The 16,035-nt window shown below is 54.0% G+C and carries 17 protein-coding genes and 1 pseudogene; 6 read left to right on the top strand and 12 right to left on the bottom strand.

What is annotated here, in order from left to right:
* Positions 1–268: 268 nt before the first annotated feature.
* The 7 genes from uxuA to AC2FFB_RS19745 form a co-directional block, all read right to left on the bottom strand.
* Positions 269–1,504 (bottom strand): mannonate dehydratase, encoded by a 1,236-nt coding sequence (gene uxuA / locus AC2FFB_RS19775; protein ID WP_496690607.1) that lies wholly within the window; start codon positions 1,502–1,504, stop codon positions 269–271.
* 31 nt (positions 1,505–1,535) lie between these two features.
* Positions 1,536–2,456: a sugar kinase gene (locus tag AC2FFB_RS19770; RefSeq protein WP_281973966.1), complete on the bottom strand. Its 921-nt coding sequence runs from the start codon at positions 2,454–2,456 to the stop codon at positions 1,536–1,538.
* A gap of 5 nt (positions 2,457–2,461) precedes the next feature.
* Positions 2,462–2,773 carry a cupin domain-containing protein gene (locus AC2FFB_RS19765; protein WP_281973965.1) on the bottom strand — a complete coding sequence of 104 codons (312 nt, stop codon included), beginning with the start codon at positions 2,771–2,773 and terminating at the stop codon, positions 2,462–2,464.
* An 18-nt stretch (positions 2,774–2,791) separates the two neighbouring features.
* Positions 2,792–3,535 (bottom strand): SDR family NAD(P)-dependent oxidoreductase, encoded by a 744-nt coding sequence (locus AC2FFB_RS19760; RefSeq protein WP_271952733.1) that lies wholly within the window; start codon positions 3,533–3,535, stop codon positions 2,792–2,794.
* 96 nt (positions 3,536–3,631) lie between these two features.
* The gene (locus tag AC2FFB_RS19755) at positions 3,632–4,942 is read right to left on the bottom strand and encodes a TRAP transporter large permease (protein ID WP_496875342.1); all 1,311 of its coding nucleotides are present in this window, start codon (positions 4,940–4,942) and stop codon (positions 3,632–3,634) included.
* On the bottom strand, positions 4,939–5,433 hold the full coding sequence (locus AC2FFB_RS19750; RefSeq protein WP_282027911.1) for a TRAP transporter small permease: 495 nt from the start codon (positions 5,431–5,433) through the stop codon (positions 4,939–4,941). Before AC2FFB_RS19750 ends, AC2FFB_RS19755 begins: the two co-directional genes overlap by 4 nt.
* Positions 5,434–5,526: 93 nt before the next feature.
* A complete protein-coding gene (locus AC2FFB_RS19745) occupies positions 5,527–6,510 on the bottom strand; it encodes a TRAP transporter substrate-binding protein (protein WP_282027912.1) in 984 nt (327 codons plus the stop codon).
* Between the two features lie 341 nt (positions 6,511–6,851).
* Here AC2FFB_RS19745 and AC2FFB_RS19740 point away from each other — a divergent pair, with 341 nt between their 5' ends.
* Entirely contained in the window at positions 6,852–7,532 is a 681-nt protein-coding gene (locus tag AC2FFB_RS19740) for a GntR family transcriptional regulator (RefSeq protein ID WP_496714459.1), read from the top strand.
* A gap of 120 nt (positions 7,533–7,652) precedes the next feature.
* A pseudogene (locus tag AC2FFB_RS19735) lies at positions 7,653–8,440 on the top strand (IS5 family transposase).
* Positions 8,441–8,735: 295 nt separating this feature from the next.
* On the opposite strand, the gene AC2FFB_RS19730 reads toward AC2FFB_RS19735, so the two are convergent.
* Genes AC2FFB_RS19730 through AC2FFB_RS19710 form a run of 5 tightly spaced genes read right to left on the bottom strand, consistent with a single transcriptional unit; the run spans position 8,736 to position 12,376 of the window.
* Positions 8,736–9,305, bottom strand: a complete 570-nt coding sequence (locus tag AC2FFB_RS19730; protein ID WP_142640372.1) for a TetR/AcrR family transcriptional regulator — start codon at positions 9,303–9,305, stop codon at positions 8,736–8,738.
* Between the two features lie 3 nt (positions 9,306–9,308).
* Positions 9,309–10,367, bottom strand: a complete 1,059-nt coding sequence (locus tag AC2FFB_RS19725) for a flavin monoamine oxidase family protein (protein ID WP_496875341.1) — start codon at positions 10,365–10,367, stop codon at positions 9,309–9,311.
* A gap of 3 nt (positions 10,368–10,370) precedes the next feature.
* Positions 10,371–11,054 (bottom strand): SDR family NAD(P)-dependent oxidoreductase, encoded by a 684-nt coding sequence (locus tag AC2FFB_RS19720; RefSeq protein WP_271952722.1) that lies wholly within the window; start codon positions 11,052–11,054, stop codon positions 10,371–10,373.
* On the bottom strand, positions 11,054–11,722 hold the full coding sequence (locus AC2FFB_RS19715; RefSeq protein WP_271952720.1) for a cupin domain-containing protein: 669 nt from the start codon (positions 11,720–11,722) through the stop codon (positions 11,054–11,056). The genes AC2FFB_RS19720 and AC2FFB_RS19715 overlap by 1 nt, the downstream gene beginning before the upstream one ends.
* Before the next feature lie 33 nt (positions 11,723–11,755).
* A complete protein-coding gene (locus AC2FFB_RS19710) occupies positions 11,756–12,376 on the bottom strand; it encodes a glutathione S-transferase family protein (protein WP_271952718.1) in 621 nt (206 codons plus the stop codon).
* Between the two features lie 198 nt (positions 12,377–12,574).
* Between AC2FFB_RS19710 and AC2FFB_RS19705 the strand changes: the two genes are divergently transcribed.
* The 4 genes from AC2FFB_RS19705 (at position 12,575) to AC2FFB_RS19690 (ending at position 15,897) form a co-directional block, all read left to right on the top strand.
* Complete coding sequence (locus AC2FFB_RS19705; RefSeq protein WP_496690612.1) at positions 12,575–13,405, top strand: IS5 family transposase; 831 nt, start codon at positions 12,575–12,577, stop codon at positions 13,403–13,405.
* Positions 13,406–13,830: 425 nt separating this feature from the next.
* Positions 13,831–14,505 carry a phosphatidylserine decarboxylase gene (locus AC2FFB_RS19700; RefSeq protein WP_496690613.1) on the top strand — a complete coding sequence of 225 codons (675 nt, stop codon included), beginning with the start codon at positions 13,831–13,833 and terminating at the stop codon, positions 14,503–14,505.
* A gap of 12 nt (positions 14,506–14,517) precedes the next feature.
* Positions 14,518–15,264, top strand: coding sequence for a CDP-diacylglycerol--serine O-phosphatidyltransferase (gene pssA / locus AC2FFB_RS19695; RefSeq protein WP_282027913.1), 747 nt, complete (start codon positions 14,518–14,520; stop codon positions 15,262–15,264).
* Between the two features lie 9 nt (positions 15,265–15,273).
* Positions 15,274–15,897, top strand: a complete 624-nt coding sequence (locus tag AC2FFB_RS19690) for a class I SAM-dependent methyltransferase (protein WP_282027914.1) — start codon at positions 15,274–15,276, stop codon at positions 15,895–15,897.
* Positions 15,898–16,035 lie beyond the last annotated feature (138 nt).

The following is a 16,035-nucleotide window of genomic DNA, read 5'->3' as shown; positions in this document are numbered from 1 at the left end:
CAGGTGCCCGAAGGTCTTCCTCTCAGCAATCGCCATCGCAGCTCTCGTCATCTATTGGCTATGAGTCCTGACCCTAGGCGCCAACAGTTCGACCAACCGGTTTCCTCGAACCGGACCTTCATGCAAAGCGCAGCATTTTCAACCGCTCAAGACCCAAAGCGCGCACACAGCGGACTTCTGCCGACAGGTTACTGTCGTCTTCTGATCACATACTGGTATCATCAAGCCCAGCAAAAGGTCTGATCTGTCCGGAGGAGCAGACGCTCGCTTAAATGCCGCGAATATTGGCATCGGACCCAGGTGAAATCAAAGTGCAACCGTGCATAACACCGCGCAGTTCGGCGAGGCCGCGCATTCTGCCTATGAGCGGGTAGCCGGGCTGGGAAGGACGAGCGAGATCGTTCAGCAAAGCGTGGCCATGGTCCGGGCGCATGGGAATCTCATAATCTGATCGCCCCTGATTGCGGCGCCGCGTTTCTTCGACCATCAAGGCGCGAATTGTTGCAACCATATCTGTGTCTCCGGCCAAATGTTCGGACTCGGAAAAACTATGGCGATTGCGGTCGCTTGAACCGTCCCGCACGGTATTGCGAAGATGTACAAAGTGGATCCGATGGCCGAGCTGAGCAATGAAGGATACTGGGTCGAAGTCTTCGGCAACACCCAATGACCCGGTGCATAGCGTTGCTCCGTTTGCCGGGCTGTCAACGGCATCCAACACGGTCGCGTAATCACTTTGCGACGACATGACCCGTGGAAGCCCAAGCAGTGGAAAAGGTGGGTCATCTGGATGGCAACAGAGCCGGACGCCGAGGTCTTCGGCCGTTGGAACAACCTCGGAAAGGAAATCAACCAGGTTGGAGCGGAGGGTTTCGGGCGTCACGCCAACATATGCGTCGAGGTTTCGTTTCACGTCCTCAAGAGACCAATTGTCGTTCGCCCCCGGCAAACCAGCGACGATATTGTTCGACAGTTTCAGGCGATCTCCATCACCCAGATCTGCAAACCGGGCCCGTGCGGCTTCTATGATCACCGCTGAATAATCTTGCTCCGCGCGTTGCCTGCATAGGATGAAACAATCGAACATGACAAAATCCAAGAGATCAAACCGCATTGCGTGCCCACCATGTGGCAGCGGATGGCTCAGGTCTGTACGCGTCCAATCCAGCACTGGCATGAAGTTGTAGCAGACTGTGTGAATGCCACATTCGGCCAAATTACGTAGGCTTTCCTTGTACATTTCAAGGTGTTGCCTTACCGGGCCGGTTTGCGATTTGATCGCTTCGGACACCGGAACGCTTTCAACAACGTCCCAGGTCAATCCAGATGGAACGCCTCCGGGCTGCTCAATCTGTTGCTGCCGCTCTTTGATGTGCTCGACTGACCAAACCTCTCCTGTTGGAACATGGTGCAAGGCTGAGACGATGCCGGTTGCACCGGTTTGCCTGATTTCGCCAATGGAGATCGCATCAGAAGGGCCAAACCAGCGCCAAGTCTGTTTCATGATCTTGCTACTCCTTGATCAAGACGTATCACTAACCCGTCTCATCCTTACCAAGATCTAAGTTAACCGGGACGAGTGCGCCTTTGTGACGGACGACATGGCCTGCCAGACGACACCCCTTGCGTATGCCTGTTGCCAAATCATCCTGCCTAACAACGCTTACCAAGACACCTGCATTGAAACTGTCCCCTGCCGCAGTGGTATCGACAATGCCCCTCGCTGGATCAACGCCTACCTCTCCACGTTGACCTGCTTTTTGAAAAACCACAGGCTGCGCGCTGTTCTTGACGACAATCTGATCGACACCAGCCTTTGCATACCGATCCAACGTCGCAATTGAATCGCCGTCCCCGAACCATACGGCTTCGTCATCATAAGATGGCAGAACGATATCGGATTGCGCAGCAGCTTTCATAACTGTGTCTGTCATTTCCTGCGGCGTAGACCAAAGCTGTGGTCTTAGATTTGTATCAAAGGCAACAGTCGTTCCGGATGCACGTGCACGACGCAACGCAATTAACAGAATTTCGCGTGATTGTGGATCGAGAATAGCGAGGGTTATTCCAGAAAAGTAGATTAAGTCTGCGCCCTTAACTGCCCGCCCGAGTGCAATCTCGTCGACCGCAAGTTGCCTGGCGGCAGAGTCGCTGCGCCAGTATGAAAAACTGCGCTCACCATTGCTGAGATGGATGAGATATAGCCCAATCGTTTTGCCCGCAATGACTTGGACGTGCGTGTCGGATATCCTGCTGTCTTTCATGAACGCCCGCAGATCCTGCGAAATCGCATCATCTCCGACAGCCGTCAGATAGTTGACGTCGATATCTGCGGCGATTTGTGCAAGATACCATGCTGTATTGAAGGTATCGCCCGCAAAACCAAGCTTGAATTCACCAACCCGTTCAGATGGGGCAAGTTCTGCCATGCATTCGCCGATTGCCAGTACACGCATATCAGTTACAGAAAATCATCGCGGCGGGGCGTGAAACTGTCGACCAATGTCCCAGGTTCCAGGCATGTGCAGCCATGGGTTTGGCCGGGCGGGATGACAAAACTTTCACCGGGGCCAAACTCTTGTTCGTGCTCACCCAACGTAAACCGAAATCGACCGCTTTCGACATAGGTCGCCTGCACATGCGGATGGCTGTGTAGGGCACCAATCGCCCCGGTCGCGTAAAACCGGAAGGCAACAACCATGAGGTCAGGATGATCAGATAGCACCTGCCGCGTGACATGTTCACCTGTAGAGACGATCGGGAAATTGGGCACAGGTTCTCTCCTTGCTTGTTAGGAAAACAGCATGCCACCGTTGAGATCAATGTTTGCGCCCGTGATGAAGGCACTGTCCTCGCAGGCCAGAAATAAAACGAGATTTGCAGCGTCATCGACATGACCCTGACGCTTTAGCGGTGCGTTGGCTTCAAAGCCGCGTCGACCAGCATCAGGTGTATGAACATTGTGAAAATCGGTATCGATCATGCCAGGACAAAGTGCATTCACACGAATGTCGGGGCCGACCTCTTTTGCCAAACCGCGTGTCATGGTCATGACCGCGCCCTTGGCTGTGGCATAGGCGACGGCACCCGGTCCACCACCATCGCGCCCGGCCTGACTGGCGAGATTGACGATAGTTCCAGACGTCATCCTGGACAGGCAAGCCTGCGTCATCAGGAATGTGCTGGTCAGATTCAGGCTCATCACGGCGTCCCAATGTTCAACAGACATTTCCGCAATGGTTTTGCGGGCGATCAGACCGCCTGCATTATTGACCAGAATATCGACGCCGCCAAAGGTTTCGACCGTGCGATACACAAGCGCGTCAACATCCGCCTTCTTGTTCAGGTCGCCCTGCACGGCAATCGCCTTACCGCCGTTGGCTTCGATTGCGGCAACAGCTTCATCCGCGCCGTTTGAGCTGGAAAAATAGTTGATCGCAACATTTGCGCCTTCAGAGGCGAGTTTGATCGCAACCGCGCGGCCAATATCACGGCCTCCTCCGGTTACAATGGCGGTTTTACCTGCAAGTTTCATGTCGGTCCTTCCTATTACAAAGCGCCAGCTTCGCTTGTGTCACGGATTTCAGTTGGCTGCCCTCTCAGAGCGCTCACAGCGCAAGTTGAGACGCCATTATCGGAACGCCCCCGGCATAACTGCCTTTGGGAGCCACAGAATGATTTCGGGGAATGCCGCCAACAGAATGAGGATGACCAGCATTGGGGCAAGGATAAGCACGACCTCACGCAGGACTTGCACAACATTCAGGCCACCGATCGCTGCAGAGATGAGCAAACACAAGCCGTATGGCGGTGTCACCAGCCCGAAGGCAAGCGAGACAATGCCGATGATAGCGAAGGCGATCGGATCAACCCCACCCGCCTGCGCCACGGGCATCAGAACCGTGCCAAGAATGATGATTGTCGGGATTGCATCGATGAACAGGCCAAAGAGAAGAAACAGAAGGGCAATCAAGATAGCCGTTCCAAATGCCCCGAACTCCCAAGCAGTCAGAACACTGACAATCAGGCGCGGCGCATCGTAGAACGACAGTAGCCATCCGAATGCCGAGGCGGTGCCGATCGCAAACAGAGAGATGGCTGCAAATCGTGCGGTGTCATAGAGGATCGTACCCAAATCTCTGACAGTGACCGTCCGATAGACAAACATGCCCAAGATCAGCGCATAACCCGCCGCTATGATTGCACTTTCAGTTGGTGTGACAAGACCACCTACAATACCGCCAATCACAAAGACCGGTGTCAAAAGGGCCAGTGCGGCGCCTTTCCAAGCGGCCCAGAACTCACCCCAGTTCGGCGTCGCCGTCACCGGGTAAATGCGGGCTTTTGCGAAACCATAGACCGTAGCCATCAAGGCGAGGCCAATCATCAGGCCTGGAATCGCGCCGCCCAAAAACAATGCGCCGACAGAGACCTGCATGACACCGCCCCAAACGATCATCAAAATCGACGGCGGGATGATGACCCCCATCACCGAAGAGCAGGCCGTGATAGCAACGGCAAACCGCGTGTCGTACCCCTCTTTCTGCATGGCTGGGATCAGGATTTTTCCGATACCCGCCGCATCTGCTGTGGAAGATCCGGAGATACCAGCGAACAGCATCGACACAGCGACATTTACATGACCCAATCCGCCGGGCATCCAGCCGGTTAGCACACGGGCCAGTTCGATCAGCCGGTCGGTTACTTTGCCGGAATTCATCAGGTTGGCCGCCAGTAGAAAGAATGGAACGGCCAATAAGATGAAGGAGTTATAGGATTGGAACATCCGATCCAGCACGATGAACGGGGTCAGCCGCAGCTCAAGCAACACAACCGGGAGGGTCGCCAAACCCAATGCGAATGCCACTGGGATGCGGATGAAAATCAGCACCAGAAAGCCAGCAATAAGCATCGTGGCGGCAGTTGCAGTATCGAGGATCATGTCTGGCTGCTCTCTCGGTTTAGATATTTCGCGATGGTTTCGGACAACCGGTAGCCTGACAGGAGAAACCAAAACCCTCCGGCAATCGGGACCGATACGTGCGTGATCGCGAGGTTTGCACGCATCATTACAGATCGTTGGTTGCCCCCAAATTCGGTGTATTCGATGCCGTAAAACAGGAAGAACGCCCCAAAAATCATGATGGCAACGTGAACGATGCCGTCTTGGAACAAACGTGGCAGCGGTCTCATTGCGTTGCGGGTAATTCGAACGTCAAAATGGGTGCCGTCCCAAACAGCGACAATAGACCCGATCATCACAATCCAGACGAACAGGAACGTCGCCAGTTCTTCGGTCCAAAGGTAAGTTGGGATCAAACCGGTGTAGCGAGAGACAACTTGCATCGCGACCGGTATCGCCAATGCCCCCATCATCACGCCAAGCAATATACGAAGCCCAGTGCAGAACCTATCCAGATATTTTCCAAGCATGTTCCACCCTACATCGCAATGTGACGCGCCAAGCGCATCGGAAATTGTGCCGACAGGCGAGCTTGAAGACTCACCCGCCCGTCAGCCGGGAGATTACATTCCGCGAACGTTGTTGAGCAGTTCTGTCGCCCCCAGCTCTTCGGCATAGGCGTCCTGCACTGGCTGAACCAGTTCCAGCATTTTCTCGCGACCCTCGAACTCATGCACTTCGATCTGACCTGCGTCGATCATTGCTTGAAGTTTTTCACCATCCTGACCGCTCTCTAGTGCGCGACCAAATGCACCGGCCTCAGCGCCGGCATCCATGATGGCGGCTTGCAAGTTCTCAGGCAGTTCATCGAAGATTTTTGCTGACATCACAATTGGGCGCACGGTGATCGTGTGCTGGGTCAATGAGACATGCGGCGCAACTTCGTAGAACTTCAGGTTCTGGATCGAGGCCGCTTCATTCTCAAATCCGGCGATAACGCCTGTCTGGATTGCGTTGTAGACTTCGTTGTAAGCGATGGCGGAAGGTGCCGCTCCAACAGCTGAGAATGTCTGGGCCTGAATTGGGGCCCCCATGACGCGCATGCGGTGTCCGGCAAGTTCATCCATGTTTGTGATGGGCTCGGCTGAGGCCAGGTTCCGCACACCGCCGCCATGATACCCAACAATCACGATACCTGCAGCTTCGCGCAGATCGTCCTCAAGGGGTTTCAGCGCATCCGACGAAAGGACCGCATCCCAGTGTTCAAGATCACGGAACAGGAAAGGCATATCCATCAAAGGAATGGACTCTGAAAACACCGCCATGTTGGACGGGGCAAGGATCGTATAATCTACGGCGACACCTTGGTTGAGGTAGGTGACGTAATCGGATTCAACCCCAAGCTCACCATTCAGGCGCAGATCAAATTCGACCTCGCCATCATATTTCTCTGCGACCAGTCGTTCAAACTCGCGCAAGGTCTTAGTGAATGCATGTTCTTCATCAAACATGCTTGCCCCGCGCAGTGTGACATCAGCTTGCGCGGTCGAAACCCCGCCCAACAAAACAGCCGTCACAGCCAACGTCTTTAGTGAAAAATTGAACATTCTATCCTCCCAGATCAGGTTCAGGTCTTGTTTTCTTCCAGTCGTCTTTGACCGGCGATCGTGTTCGAAACCTTACAAGTGGTCACGCCAGATCAGCCTTCACCCCAATTTGGATGATCTGATTTCCTCCCAGCTAGCACACTTGTTCCGCCCTCGTTGATGGGCACACCCAACACGATAACTGGGATACTAGTCAACATAAATTTTCTAGATACTATTTAGATATGTGATATTTTCCTTTTAGAACAATGAATATAATGTAACCTAGTATCCTAATTTGCTCTATTAATTCTCTCTCTGATCTGCCACAATGTCGCCAAACAGAGGTTGGAAAACAAAAAATGGCAGCTTTGGGAACCCTTGAACGTACGACGAGTAGCGATGTCGTCTTTGACGAACTGTTTGGACAAATCACCCGCCTGGAGCTGCTTCCAGGGACAAAGATATCCGAAACGGATGTTGCGAAATCATTCGGGTTTTCACGCCAGCCTGTGCGCGAGGCTTTCACGCGACTTTCCAACCTCAATCTCCTTTTGGTGCGGCCACAACGCGCGACAGTTGTTCGACCGTTCTCACGCCAGCTCATCGCGAATGCCCGCTTTGTGCGTGCCGCAGTCGAATTGGAGGTCATCCGCACTGCCGTGTCAGATCGCGACAAGTCGGTAGACGCGGCATTAAAAGCTAACCTTCGTGAACAGGCGGATGCAATCTCAGCAGAAGATGTCAATTTGTTCCATGATCTGGACTACCAGTTTCACAAACTGCTTTGCGCCTCGGCCAAACAGGCGTTTGCGTTTGAAATCATCGCCGAAAACAAAGCGCAGGTTGACCGCCTTTGCATGCTGGCATTAACCAGCAAAGAAGCAATGGATGAGTTGTATCTGGATCATCAATCTCTTTTAAAGGCCCTGTTCAGCGGGGATGCGTGGGCGGCGGATCAAGTTCTTCGTACGCATCTTGACCGTTTGACGCCAACCATTCAGGCAATCTACACAACGCATAACGCATACTTTGATGAATAGGTAGCTAGATATCGGATGGCGTTTCGCCTCATCGCCCTAGTCTAAATTCATACATATTAGGTCGTGTTGACAAAAGGGATTCACAACGACCTCTGATCGTTATTCAAGCCGGTATCTGCGATGGAGGCCAGCTTGGCACGAAATCTAATGCCGGACGAGGAGTGGGCGTTCTTTGAACGGTTCATCCTTTCGGTCCGTGCCCCGAATGGGCGCAAACCTACCAATCATCGCCTTGTTCTTGATGGTGTTTTCTGGATTGCGTGTACAGGTGCCCCGCGGCGAGACTTGCCTGAGGAGTTTGGGAAGGGGTCGAGTGTCTACCGACAGTTCCGGCGCTCGACTCTCGCGGGGCTCTGGGAACAGATTCCGGAAGCCTTGACCGAGAGCAAGATCGTTCCTGACGCTCTTCAAATGGTCGACAGTACAGTGGTTCGTGCCCATCATCAGGCAGCGGGCGCAAAAGGGGGACTCCGCAACAGGGTTTTGGCCGCTCAAAAGGCGGCTTCACGACCAAGACCCACCTCCGGGTAAATGCCGCTGGGCTGCCGATGAGAACGGACATCACACCCGGCCAGACATCGGACTATCTTGGATTTGATCGGGTCATGCACGACAACCTGCCGGAGCCAGTCGTGCTGCTGGCCGACAAAGGTTACGATGCCGACCGTATTCGCACCGAACTGCACAGCCGAAGCATTCGACCGGTGATCCCAATGCGAAAGTCCCGAAAGAGGCGCGTTGGGTTGGATTGGCCTCTCTACCGGCTAAGAAACCTGGTCGAGAGATGTTTCAACAAACTTATGAATGCTCGGCGAGTGGCTACCCGCTAAGATAAGGCAGCCGAAAGCTTTCTCGGCTTCGTGGATATCACTTCAATCCGCCTCTGGATCCGCCATTTGTCAACATGACCTAGCAGTCGATAACAACTGCATTGTTGCGCATTGCCATGCCGGTGGAGCAGGAGCCATCCACCTCATCTCCTCCGACGGGCCTCACTGCAGCATCGCTAATCCTCGGGCAATGGTAGCAACGGGCCGTCCACAATCTGTGTAGGGCAGGCGGACAACCGATGCCGTATCGCATCTGAGGTCCGTTCAGAGCCCAAAACGACCAATGCTGCAGAGCGCAGCAATGTCTGTTTTTGAACGTGCTCAAGTCCTAACGGACAAAAGCCAGTGTCAGGACGAAGGGTTGCGCATTGGTTTATTGAACCAATCGCTTGGACAAAATCTGGACTGCCGCTTCAAACCTTTGCGGGTCCTGTGCCACTCGGGCTGCCAGTTGTGCGCCCTCGAGCAAAGGCAGTGTTGCGGCGGCTTCTGCTGCCGGATCGGCAACATGTAGGATCGTTCCATCGCCCTGACCCAGTGAAAATACCCTCGCAAGCCATTCGGTCATCATTGTGCGAAAACGGTTCATCTCGGCAATCGTGTCTGCTGATAGATTTTCTGTACTGGTCGAAAAAGACACGCACAGGCACAAGCTTTGACCACCTTCAAGTGCGCCACGATACCGCTTGATCAAAGCGGCCAAGCGCGTCGCCCCTGTTGCATGGTCTTGATCAATCTCGCCACAGGCGGTTTCCAAATCTGAATAATACCGCTGCATCAGCGCGACGGCCAAAGCTGCCTTGCTGGCGAAATGATGGTGAATGCTGGCCTTTGTGATTCCGACGTCGGCGGCCAGGTCGGCATAGCTGAACCCATCAAAGCCACGCCTGCGCGCGGCCCGTTCAGCCGAATTGAGCAGAGTTGTCTTGGTGTCGGTCGCCATGTGTTATCCAAGATTTTGGGCGTTTAGGCTGTGTAGGACATTCTCTGCCGCTTCCAAAGCACCTTCGATATAGCCGCCGAAAACCGGGGCGACCTCTGTTCCTGCGAAATGCAGCTTTCCGTTCCACAGATTGCTCATCGCCTTCGGTAGACCGTATGTCGGATGGGCATATAGAGGTACCTTATCCGCCTCAGTTGCAGTGTAAGGATCAATGGCCCAGTCTTTCAAGTAGAGCTTTTGGGGCTCGGCGGCTTCAGGCCCGAACAACCGTGTTAATTGAGCGTGCAGGTGCTGACGCAGCAGTTGTTCGTCCGCGCGACCTTGGGGCGGTACACCGATGAAGCCAAATAGCGCGTATGGTCCGCCCTCAGGGGGGGATGCATCATGGATTTCGACCATCGGTCCTTTCCGGCTCATTGCATCACCGGACAGTCCTTGTTTGCGCCAGAATGGTTTGTCGTACACCGCAACAGCCTTGGCCTGACCTGCCATCCATGTCGCGATGCCTTTCATGGTTTGGGCGGCTTCGGCAGACAATGCGGGCGAAAATGCGATTTCGGCCGCAACACGTGGGGGCATAGCGAGGACAGCTTGATCCGCGTGGATCTGTTCGCCCTTTGCCGTTGTTGCAATGAATTGATCGCCGGACATGTCAAGTTTAACAACCGGCGCGTTTAGCTGTTTGCGATGATCCGGCAGGCAGTTGGCCAATGCGTCTGTCAGAGCAGCCAACCCTCCCTTTAGCCGCCATGACCCTTCCATTGATGAAAAACCCTGCCCGCGTTGCACGTTGCCATGTTCATCCTCAAAGGTCTGAGCGCCCTCGGCGAATTGGTCGAACTTTGTCAGACCAAACCGATCAATCAGAGCTGCAATACGTGGCTGGCCCGGCCAGAACCAGGCAGGCCCCATGTCAAAGTAGCCTGCCTCCAGATGCTGCGTCATGATTCGCCCGCCAAACCGCGGGCGGGCCTCAATCAGCATATAGTCGCGCCCTTGCGCCTCAAGACGTTCGGCTAAGACAAGTCCTGACAACCCGCCGCCGACAATCAGCGTTTGCATGCGCTAGAACCCTTCGGATGCCGGGCGCAGATCTAGCTCGTGCGTCCATGTGGATTTGGGTTGGCGGGCGAGGCTACAGTAGGCCTCTGCGATGTCCTCGGGCTTCATCATCTTGCCCGGATCAAGGTTGTGCAGGTCCCGAGATCGCGCTGTATCAATGATACCGTCCAGAATCGCGTGGCAGACATGAACACCTGCTGGTTGATACTCCCGTGCAAGCGATTGCGTCAGGCCGCGCAAGGCGAATTTTGCGCTGGCAAAGGCCGAGAATCTTGTACCACCCCGCAAGGACGCTGTGGCGCCAGATACAATGAACGTACCACCGCCAGCGCGGACCATCGGTTGCAGTGTCGATTGGGCAAGCAAAATGGCAGACTGCACCATCGATCCCCACGTGCGTTGATAATCAGCAAGCCGGGTTTCTGCGAAAGGCGCGATGATCAGTTCGCTCGTGTTGTGGATCACAACCTTGGGCGGGCCATGTTCTGCGATAACCTGTGCCAGGATGCTGGGAACGGCACTCTCGTCCGTCAGGTCCATTTCAAAGAACTGGCCAATCACCGTTTCAGGTTGCGTACGTCCCAAGCCAACGGCAGCAAAGCCATCTTTTGTGAAACGGGACAACAGGGACTGACCAAGGCCAGCCCCCGCGCCGGCCACAAGGACCAAAGGTTTTTCGACACTCATCAGACGGCAGGCGGTTTGGCGTGGGGCAAATGACCCGTCTTGATCCACAGCTTTGCCCCATCAGGGCCAGCCGTTGCAGACAGTTGATCGCCTTCCGGCAGTCGCAGCCATGCTCCTTTTTCAAGCGTATCGCTGCCTTCGGTGACGGAACCGGCAATCACCAGCATTTCGATCCCACCCACATCGGTATTTTCCAGTGTCGCGCCTGCATCAAGGTGGCTGTAGGTAACTGTTTCACGCGCATCACGGTGTAGTTCAGCCGTTGCGACACCATCCACAGGATCGGTCAGTTCTTCGGCCATGGTTTTGCGAAACTGATTGCGGTCGGCCATGTCGAACTGCCACAGCTTTACAAAGATCGTGCAGCCCGGCTCTGACCCCGGCGTATGTGCAGTGGTGGGAGGATTGCGCACATATGTCCCTTCGGGGAAGTCGCCATGTTCGTCCTGAAATACACCATCAAGCACGATGAATTCTTCGCCACCTGTATGGGTGTGTTCCGAAAATTTGCTGCCCGGCGCATAGCGCACAATCGTCGTGGCACGGGCAACTTCGCCGCCGATGCGGTCCAACATACGCCGATCCACACCGGGCATAGGCGAAGCGTTCCACTCAAGCTGTTCAGAATGAACAACCACGCGTGTTTTAAAGTCTGCGTTCAGTTCCATGTTTTTCCTTTCGGCTTGAGTGGTATCGCGTCCTTAACCTGCGATGCTGGGCCGTGCCGAGACCTTTGCACGCCATGCCGTCAGATTGGAGAGTGTCTCTGGAATGTCGACCTTGGCAAAGTCCGCAAAGGCAAGACCGGCAAACGCTGTGATATCAGCAACCGAAAACTCAGAACCAGCCAGATATTCATTGTCAGCCAGAACTTCATCCAAGTAAGCCATTGTCTGACCAGCAACTTGCTTTTGCTTGTTGCCCCATTCAGCACATTGATAGGTCTCAAGGTCTGGCCCAAGACCTGGTGTGGCATGGTGAAAGTAGGTTCCCACAGCATTCAGCAGACCATTTTCTGCACGCAGGTTCATCATCGAAATTTGCGCACGTTGTTTTGGTGTCTCTCCGGTCAGCGACGGGCCTTCGAAATGGTTGTCGATATATTCTGTAATCGCATTGCACTGCGAAATATGTGTACCGTCCGCCAACTCAAGGCATGGAACAACGGCATCGGGGTTTTTGGCTTTAAAGGCCTCGGTGCGATGTTCGCCACCCAACACGTCAACCGGAACGAATTGGACCTGGTCTGTTGCGCCTTTTTCAGCAAGCGCAATGCGCACACGTGCGGGGTTTGGGAATCCCTCAGTATCATAGATTTTCATGTCGTCACTCCTTGTGAACTGACATCTATCTACTAGTAGGTAGGTATCTTGGGCAAGATGTATTTTGGTCGTTGCGATAACAAGGTTGTTACGATGATAAGTTTAGCAGCGTCTGGATTTGATGCCAGCTTCCTTCGAAGCGGTCATTTGTGTCGTCCTAATGAATAACAATAAAGTCCCGCAAAATGATGTTGTTGCATGGATCGCCGAGCCGCGATATCGCCGCCGCTCACTCTGACGCGAGCGGCGATACATCCCTACAAATTCAATAATGCCCGTCGCATCAAGTTTCCCAAGGCTACGTATCGTGTTACGAACTGCTCGGAATACGACGAAAGTCTCCGGCGTCGAGGTGATGTGACGATCTGGGTTTCTGATGATGTTGTGAAGAACTGGGCTTCGTCACGCCGCAAGACACGCGGCGGTCAATCGCTTTATTCAGATCTGGCAATCGAGATCAGTCTCACTCTGCGGGTCGTGTTTCGACTTCCGCTCAGACAAACTCAGAGTTTCATGCGGTCGATTGCCAGGCTGATGGGCATTGACCTCGTAGTACCGGACTTCTCGACCTTGTCGCGACGCGGTAAGCGGATGAAGATTGTCCAAAACCGGCGAGACGCAAATAAGCCAATCACCCTCATTGTGGACAGCACAGACCTGAAAGTGCGTGGCGACAAGGGCTGGCATGGAGAAAAACACGGCATCAGGAAGGCGCGCAAAACATGGCGCAAGCTCCACATCAGGCTTGACCCGGAAACCGGTGATATCGCTGCAACGGAATTGACCACCGAACACGTGGGCAATGAAACGGCACTGCCAGATTTGCTAGCTGACATGGATGTTGATGTGAACCGCTTTCTGGCGGATGGAGCATATGACGGCCAATGTGTTGCAGACTGTCTGTTGGACAAGTTCGGATCCAGGATTGAGATCATTATACCCCCACCTAAAAACGCGGTTCGCGGCGAGAATGCACGGCGCAATCAACACATCGATACCATCGCTGAACATGGCAGAATGGACTGGTAAAGTGAGACGGGAGACAACCAGCGATCACGGGTTGAAGCCTAGATCGGCAGATGGAAACAAGTTATCGGCGATCGCCTGCAAGCGTGTGATCTCGACCGGCAAATAGCTGAAGCGAAAATTGCATCAAAAGCGCTCAACCGCATGACATCTCTCAATCGTGCGGAGTACGAACGCGTCTTCTAACGTGATGGGGTATGGGGCAAATTCGTCTCAAACCTGATCCATGCAACACGGTCGTGGAATGCCACAACGGAAATCTGGCGCCTAGTCCAACCGCCGATACCTGGGCATCAAAAAAGCTGTCAATAGAACCCATAAAATTGTAACACCCCGCCATCAATCTTTGCCCACCGCAATAGTCCCACTTGCCTTCCCTACCAATCCACTTATGAAGTTCAATCAGTTGACCTAGGGGAAAGATTGCGATGCGCATGCGCGATACGTTCATCAAACCGATGCACCCGGAAGGTATTCGGTTTGTCGCGATCTTTGCCGCCGTTACGGTCGGTCTGTTTCTCCTGTCTAACATTCTGGGCTGGTTTGGTGTCGGCCTCACGATCTGGTGCTACTATTTCTTTCGCGACCCGGAACGCGTGCCACCCACAGGAGAAGGGTTGATCGTCAGCCCAGCGGACGGGGTGGTTTCGCTGATCGAAGCGGCGGTGCCGCCGAACGAGCTTGGGATGCCTGACACGCCTCTCACCCGTGTCAGTGTGTTCATGAGTGTCTTCAACTGTCATGTGAACCGCACGCCAATTGAAGGTGAGATTACCGCTGTTGCATATCGCCCCGGCAAGTTTTTCAACGCATCCCTGGACAAGGCCAGTGCTGATAATGAGCGCAACAGCCTGCGCATTCGTATGAAAAACGGTCAGGATCTGGCTGTTGTCCAGATTGCCGGCCTCGTGGCCAGACGGATCGTCTGCTTCGTGAAGCCAGGCGCAGCGATGCAAACTGGCGAACGATTTGGATTGATCCGCTTCGGGTCTCGGCTGGATGTTTATCTTCCTGATGGCGTGGTCCTACAAGTGCGTGTAGGGCAAACGATGATTGCGGGCGAAACCGTCCTTGCCAGTTTGCCCACCCTTGAAGAAAAGTAGGTAACTGGATCAGTGGCAAAACCATCCAAACAGGAAGAGACCGAGTTTGCGCTGATCCACTTGTTGCCCAATGCGTTGACCATAACGGCCATATGCGCGGGCCTGTCGGCAATCAGATTTGGCGTTCAGGGCAATTACGTGCTCGCTGTCCAGTTGATAATTGCCGCCTGTGTGCTGGATGGGCTGGATGGCCGTATTGCGCGCCTTCTCAGCAGTGACAGCAAACTGGGGGCCGAACTGGACTCACTTGCAGATTTCTTGAACTTCGGGGTCGCCCCACCGCTCGTTCTTTATTTCTGGGCCTTGCAGGATATACGCAGTGCGGCTTGGATTGCGGTTCTGTTTTTTGCGGTGTGCTGCGTCATGCGACTTGCCCGGTTCAATGTGGGCGGCAAATCCGAAACCTGCGATCAAGATGGGGCCTATTTCGAGGGAGTCCCCGCCCCTGCAGGGGCGCTGCTTGTCATGTTGCCAATGTATCTGTCCTTCGCCTTCGCCGATGCCCCTTTGCTGCCCAGTATATTGATTTGCCTTTATATGGTGATCATAGGTCTTCTGCTTATCAGCCAAATACCGACCTGGTCATTCAAGACGACGCGAATCTCGCGCGAGAACGCAAAGTTTTTTCTCATCGGTGTCGCTGTTGCGGGGGCCGCATTGCTGACTTTCGCCTGGGCTACGTTGATTGTGCTTTGTTTCGGATATGTGGGTACGGTCGCCTGGGCGTGGCTCGACAGGGGAATACCTTCTAACCGTTAAGGACTCGATATGGACATCAAAGCCGTTCAAACTTCCTATGCTCGCTGGGCCCCCATCTACGACAAGACGTTTGGGGCAGTTACCAATGTCGGGCGGCAGCAGGCGGTTGATTTTATCAATAGACGTCCAGGCAAAGTTCTGGAGGTTGGCGTCGGCACCGGACTTTCGCTGGAACATTACGGGCCCGAAACGCAAGTGACCGGAATCGATTTCAGTGAGGACATGCTGCAAAAGGCGCGCGACAAAGCAAAAGATCTATCGCTGAACCATGTTGCCGAGCTGAGGCAAATGGATGCGCGCACGCTTGATTTTCCAGACAACTATTTCGATACGGTTGCGGCAATGCACGTGCTATCCGTCGTACCGGAACCGGAAAGGGTAATGGCGGAAATAGCACGGGTCTGTAAACCGGGTGGAAAAGTAGTAATTACCAACCATTTCCAACGAAAGCGGGGGTTGCTCGCATCCTTGGAACGCGCGATTGCTCCGGTCGCAAATACGATTGGCTGGCATTCTGATTTCGATATTGAAACAGTACTGCAAGAGGATGCGCTTGCCGTAGAGGAGCAAAGAACCCTTCCACCTCTGGGGATGATGACATTTTTGGTACTGAAAAAATCAGTTGTCACGTAACTGTTCAGTGAAAGAACTTGGTACGACTGCAAACAGGAAACTGAGCAACACCAGCTTTTCTTGAGCCTCCCCAACTGAACTGGTCCCCCGTTATGTTTAGGAAACGGAGGACCTAGAATGGCAAACAAGCGACCGAAG

It is taken from the genome of Ruegeria sp. YTSA219, from assembly GCF_059609985.1.
The sequence above is the reverse complement of the archived record's forward strand: the minus strand, read 5'-3'. Positions and strand labels throughout refer to the sequence as shown.